This is a genomic window from Mesorhizobium sp. M7A.F.Ca.US.006.04.2.1 (genome assembly GCF_004022915.1).
GTDB classification, from domain to species: Bacteria; Pseudomonadota; Alphaproteobacteria; order Rhizobiales; family Rhizobiaceae; genus Mesorhizobium; species Mesorhizobium ciceri.
Window position 1 is genome coordinate 1 of record NZ_RZQA01000463.1, and the last position, 5160, is coordinate 5160.

Consider the following 5160-nt stretch of genomic DNA (forward strand, 5'->3'; position numbering starts at 1 on the left):
ATTTCCGCCTCGACGGAAAAACGCCGGTTCGCCTCCTCGTCGCCGCGAAGAGCGGAGAGCAGTGGATGGTCGAAGGGCGATACGGTCATATCCTGCTCCTCCTGACCATCAGCTGTCGAAGAAGACCGTTTCCTTCTCCCCCTGGAGATGGATGTCGAAAACATAAATATCGCCGTTGCGCTCGGCGATCAGCGTCGGCACGCGGACGCGGTGCTCGATGCGCGCCAGGATCGCATCCCCGGCATTGGCCTTTTCCTCATCGGAAAAATACAGGCGTGTGTGCAGGCCGAGATTGATGCCGCGCGCGACAATCCAGAGGGTGATGTGCGGGGCCATCAGGCTTCCGTCCCTGAACGGCACGCGGCCCGGCTTGATCGTCTCGAACGTGCACAGACCGGTGTCCATGTCGGTCGGGCAACGGCCCCAGCCGAAAAAGTTCGGATCGGCCGCGCCGCGCAGTTCAGCCGGCGAATTGTAGAGCCCATCCGCATCTGCCTGCCAGATCTCGATCAGCGCATCCTTGAGCGGCGTGCCGGTACCGTCGAGCACCCGGATGCGCAGGCCGATGCGCTCCCCCTTGGTCTTGTCGTTGACCATGGTCGCACCAAGGTCGGTCGCATAGACGCCGCCGATGCCGCAGAAATTGGGCGTCAGCCCGATATGGACATAAGGTCCGGCGGTCTGCGAGGGGCTTTCCCTGAGCCGGTCGAGCGACTGGGCCATCAATTGCCCTCCAGCCTGTTTTCGAACAGCGACGCGCGGCGCCCGCGCAGCACGATGTCGAACTTGTAGGCGCGCGCGTCGAAGGGGATCGTCGCCTGCATGTCGAGCGTGGCGATCAGCGTTTCGACGGCGGCCTTATCGGGGATGCCGCGCACGATCGGGCAGTGCCAGATCAGCGGATCACCCTCGAAATACATCTGCGTGATCAGCCGCTGCGCAAAGCCGTGGCCGAAGACCGAGAAATGGATGTGCGAGGGCCGCCAGTCGTTCGGCCCGTTCGGCCAGGGATAGGGGCCGGGCTTGACGGTGCGAAAGGCGTAGCCGCCATCCTCGCCTGTTATGGCGCGCCCGCAGCCGCCAAAGTTCGGGTCGAGCGGCGCCAGATAGCCGTCCTTCTTGTGGCGGTAGCGGCCGCCGGCATTGGCCTGCCAGAATTCGAGCAGCGCGCCGGGTACGCCAACACCGCGTTCGTCGAGCACCCGGCCATGGACGATGATGCGCTCGCCGAGCGCGCTCTCGCCGGGCCTGGCGAAATTGTGGATCAGGTCGGCGTCGAGTTTGCCGAGCATGGCGTGACCGAAGGCCGGACCTGCAATCTCCGACAGCGTGTTGTCGAACGGCAGCGGCGCCTTCTGCGGCGAGCGCAGCACGGAGGTCTTGTAATTCGGTGTCAGAACAGGCGGATGCCAGGTCCGGTCACGCTGGAAGAAGGCGCCGGTCTCGGGCCTCCGGTTCGAGCCGGACTCAGCGGTCATTCTGGCTTCCGTCCATTTCCGAAAACACGTCCTTGGCAATTTTGAAGGCACGGTTGGCGGCCGGCACGCCGGCATAGATGGCGACATGCAGGAACGCCTCGCAGATATCGTCGCGCGAGGCACCGGTGTTGACGGTGGCGCGCACATGCATAGCAACCTCCTCATCATGGCCGAGTGCGGCCAGCAGCGCCAGCGTGACGATCGAACGCTCACGCCTGGTCAAGCCCGGCCGCGCCCACACGGTTCCCCAGGCGGCCTCGGTGATCAACTCCTGGAAAGGCTGGTCGAAATCGGTGGCGGCGACCTCGGCGCGGTCGACATGGCGGTCACCAAGCACCGAGCGCCGCACCGCGAGGCCGGTGCGATATCTGACTGCATCGCCGGAGACTTCATCCATGGGTTTCTGCTCCAGGGGCAAGCGACGAGATAAAACTGCGGATCAGGGCGGTGAGCGCTTCAGGCTGTTCGACGCAAGGAATGTGTCCAGCGTCGCGGATGATTTCGAAGCGCGCGCCGGGGATCAGCGCGGCCAGCGAGCGGACGAGATCGGGAGGTGTCGAGCCATCCTGGTCGCCGGCGACGCAGAGCGTCGGCACCGCGATGCGGCGTGCAGCATCGGTGAAATCGGCATCGCGAACGGCCGCGCAAGTCCCAATGTAACCTGCAAGCGCTTGCCTCGTCATCATGTTCCAGTAACCGTCGAGCTCGGCCTGACGCGCCGCGTGGAAGGCGGGGGTGAACCACACTTTGAGCACGCCATCGGCAATCGCCTGGATGCCCTTGCTTTCGACAGTCGCGATGCGTGTGTTCCAGCTGTCTGTCGTGCCGATCTTGTGTGCCGTATCGCAAAGGATCAGGCCTTCGACGATTTCAGGCCGCCTGGCATAGAGCCCCTGCGCGATCATGCCGCCGACCGACAGGCCGCACAGCACGACCTTGCTCAAGCCGAAATGATCGATGAGCGCCGAGAGGTCATCGACGTGATCGTCGATCGACCTGATGTCGCCGATGTCGGACAGTCCGTGGCCGCGCTTGTCATACACCAGCAGCGGCATTTCACCATCGAACGTCGAGACAATTTCGTCCCAGATCCGGAAGTCGGTGCCGAGCGAATTGATGAATATGATTGGGCGCGCATTGCCGGTCGCCTTGATGTGGCGATGGTGCAGCGTGATGCCGCCGATGGTGACGAATGGCACGGTTTCGATCCTCCGCCCCCACATTGCACAAGGCGTTTGGTTCGGTAAAATGATATTTTGCGGCGTTTCATTAACTCAGGGGTTATCGAATCCATGTCCGAGAGCCGCATTCGGTTCCGTCACCTGCAGGCATTCCTGGAAGTTGCGCGGCAGGGGAGCGTGGCGCGAGCGGCTGACTTGCTGCATGTCAGCCCGCCGGCCGTGACCAAGACATTGCGCGAACTGGAAGAGGCGCTGGGGGTTGCGGTGGTGGAGCGCGACGGCCGCGGCATCCGACTGACGCGCATCGGCGAGATCTTCCTTCGCCACGCCGCCACGGCGATCACGGCGCTCAAGCAAGGCGTCGATTCCGTCCGCCAGGACGGAGCGGTCAACCGGCACCCGATCCGCATCGGCGCGCTGCCGACGGTGTCGGCGCGGGTGATGCCGCTTGCCATGAGCCTGTTCCTCAAAGAGAGCACCGGTGCGGCGATCAAGATCGTCACCGGCGAGAACGCGGTGCTGCTCGAACAGTTGCGCACCGGCGCGCTCGATCTCGTCGTCGGACGGTTGGCGGCGCCGGAGAACATGACCGGCTTCTTCTTCGAGCATCTCTACTCCGAACAGGTGCTGTTCGTGGTGCGGGCGCGACATCCGCTGCTTGAGCCCGGACAGGACGTGTTCGCGCGGCTCGACGAGTTCCCGGCGCTGATGCCGACACGGGAATCGGTCATCCGCCCTTTCGTCGACCGCCTGTTCATCACCAGCGGCATGACGGCGCCGGCAACCGAGATCGAAACCGTCTCGGACTCCTTCGGCCGCGCCTTCCTGCGGCAGAGCGATGCGGTTTGGATCATTTCGGCCGGCGTCGTCGCCAATGAACTCGGCAGTGGCGCCTTCGTCGCCCTGCCGGTCAACACCGAGGAAACCAAGGGACCGGTCGGCCTGACGATGCGGACCGACACGGCGCCCTCGCCGGCCTTCTCCATCCTGTTGCAGACCATCCGCGAAGCGGCGAGGCAAAGCAGTTGATGCGGCTCAGACTGGCGATCAGATCTCCCGCGAAGGCGTGAAGCGAACGCTTGCGGACCGCATGTGCCCGGGCGCCAGTACGATACAGCCGGCCTCGATGCCCGTGTCAGCCCTGCGGTTGAAGGCATCGGTGATGTTGCTGACCGGTTCGGCGCAAAAGAACGGCTCGCCGGGCGGCGTGTAGAGGACAAGGAAATCGAGTGGCGCCTCGGCCTCGATGTCCAGTTGCCGTCCATGCTCCGGCCAGGAGATCCGGGCGCGGCGCGACCATCCGGTGAAGACCGTGTCGAAGTCCGTCTCCGACACGTCGAAGCCCGTGGTCGGGTTGGAGCCTGCAGGCGGCAGGACGTGCCGGGTGGGCAGGATTTCCGCGTCGGTCTCCCACATGCCGGACACCCGCGCCTGGACATGCGTCCACGGTGTCGATGGGAAATAGGGATGCAGGCCGAGCCCGGCCGGCATCGGCGCGTCCGACAGGTTGCGCAGCGAGATGGCGGTGATCAGGCTGCCATCGACCAGCGAGATCTCTTGCCTTGCCTCATAGCTCCACGGCCAGGAATCGGCGGCATGGCGATAGGATAGGACGGTGGCGCTGGCTTCGTGCCGCACGACGGTCCATGGCCGACGCCAGCCATGGCCATGCTCATGATGTGGATCGTCCGGGCTGGTCGGCAGTTCGACGGTGCGGCCTGCGAATGCGAAGCGGCCGTGCCTTATGCGATTGGAATAGGGAACCAGCGGGAAGCAGGCCATGGCGCCGGCATCGCGGCCGTCGATCGCCGCCTGATCCGCAGGGCGCAGCCAATCCACGACGGATCCGTTTTGCCGCCAGCGATACGACGCCAGCGCGCCGCCGGCGGCCGGCGCGATCTCCACGGTCGCAATGCCGTCGCTGATCGAGATCAGCCCTTGGTGCTGCTCGGCAACGGCAGCGGAATTCTTTGTCATCGGCACTCCCCCATCCCTTGACTCCAATCGCAATGCCGATAAGACATATCATATGAATAGTATGAAGAATAACAAATCTTTCAGTATGGCGCGTACGTCGAGAGTCGCGGTGGCGGTTTCCAGCGGCTCCACCGCTCTGCATGCGACCGTCGTCGAGCAAATCGGATTGCGCATCGTTCAAGGCGATTTCCTACCCGGCGAGGCACTGCCCAATGCCGACGATTCAAGCGAGATGCTGGGGGTCAGCCGCACGGTGCTGCGCGAGGCGATCAAGGTGTTGGCGGGCAAGGGGCTGGTCGAATCGCGGCCGAAGACCGGCACAAGGGTGCGTCCTCGTGCCGACTGGAATTTCCTCGACCCGGACGTCCTGTCATGGCGCTATGCCAGCGGTGTCAGCGCCGACGATGTCCGGGCGCTGTTCGAATTGCGCAGGGCCATCGAGCCGATGTCGGCAGCGCTTGCGGCCCAGCGCGCCACGCCAGCGCAGATCGCCGAGATCAATGCAGCTCTGGTCGAAATGGAGG

7 protein-coding genes are annotated in these 5160 nt (G+C 64.3%); 2 read left to right on the top strand and 5 right to left on the bottom strand.

Features of this window, described 5'->3' with window-relative positions; all coding sequences use genetic code 11:
* Window positions 1–108: 108 nt before the first annotated feature.
* Genes pcaG through pcaD form a run of 4 tightly spaced genes read right to left on the bottom strand, consistent with a single transcriptional unit; the run spans window position 109 to window position 2677 of the window.
* Window positions 109–723 carry a protocatechuate 3,4-dioxygenase subunit alpha gene (pcaG, locus tag EN925_RS22565; RefSeq protein WP_013532961.1) on the bottom strand — a complete coding sequence of 205 codons (615 nt, stop codon included), beginning with the start codon at window positions 721–723 and terminating at the stop codon, window positions 109–111.
* Window positions 723–1478, bottom strand: a complete 756-nt coding sequence (pcaH, locus tag EN925_RS22570) for a protocatechuate 3,4-dioxygenase subunit beta (RefSeq protein WP_128336939.1) — start codon at window positions 1476–1478, stop codon at window positions 723–725. The genes pcaG and pcaH overlap by 1 nt, the downstream gene beginning before the upstream one ends.
* A complete protein-coding gene (gene pcaC, locus EN925_RS22575) occupies window positions 1468–1875 on the bottom strand; it encodes a 4-carboxymuconolactone decarboxylase (protein WP_127369970.1) in 408 nt (135 codons plus the stop codon). The genes pcaH and pcaC overlap by 11 nt, the downstream gene beginning before the upstream one ends.
* Window positions 1868–2677, bottom strand: a complete 810-nt coding sequence (pcaD, locus tag EN925_RS22580) for a 3-oxoadipate enol-lactonase (protein WP_127369971.1) — start codon at window positions 2675–2677, stop codon at window positions 1868–1870. The genes pcaC and pcaD overlap by 8 nt, the downstream gene beginning before the upstream one ends.
* Before the next feature lie 93 nt (window positions 2678–2770).
* Here pcaD and pcaQ point away from each other — a divergent pair, with 93 nt between their 5' ends.
* The gene (gene pcaQ, locus EN925_RS22585) at window positions 2771–3688 is read left to right on the top strand and encodes a pca operon transcription factor PcaQ (protein WP_127384966.1); all 918 of its coding nucleotides are present in this window, start codon (window positions 2771–2773) and stop codon (window positions 3686–3688) included.
* 18 nt (window positions 3689–3706) lie between these two features.
* On the opposite strand, the gene EN925_RS22590 is transcribed toward pcaQ, so the two are convergent.
* Window positions 3707–4636: an aldose 1-epimerase gene (locus EN925_RS22590; protein WP_064995067.1), complete on the bottom strand. Its 930-nt coding sequence runs from the start codon at window positions 4634–4636 to the stop codon at window positions 3707–3709.
* Between the two features lie 109 nt (window positions 4637–4745).
* On the opposite strand from EN925_RS22590, the gene EN925_RS22595 reads away from it, so the two are divergent.
* A partial coding sequence (locus EN925_RS22595) for a GntR family transcriptional regulator (RefSeq protein ID WP_245487270.1) occupies window positions 4746–5160 on the top strand: 415 nt, incomplete at its 3' end.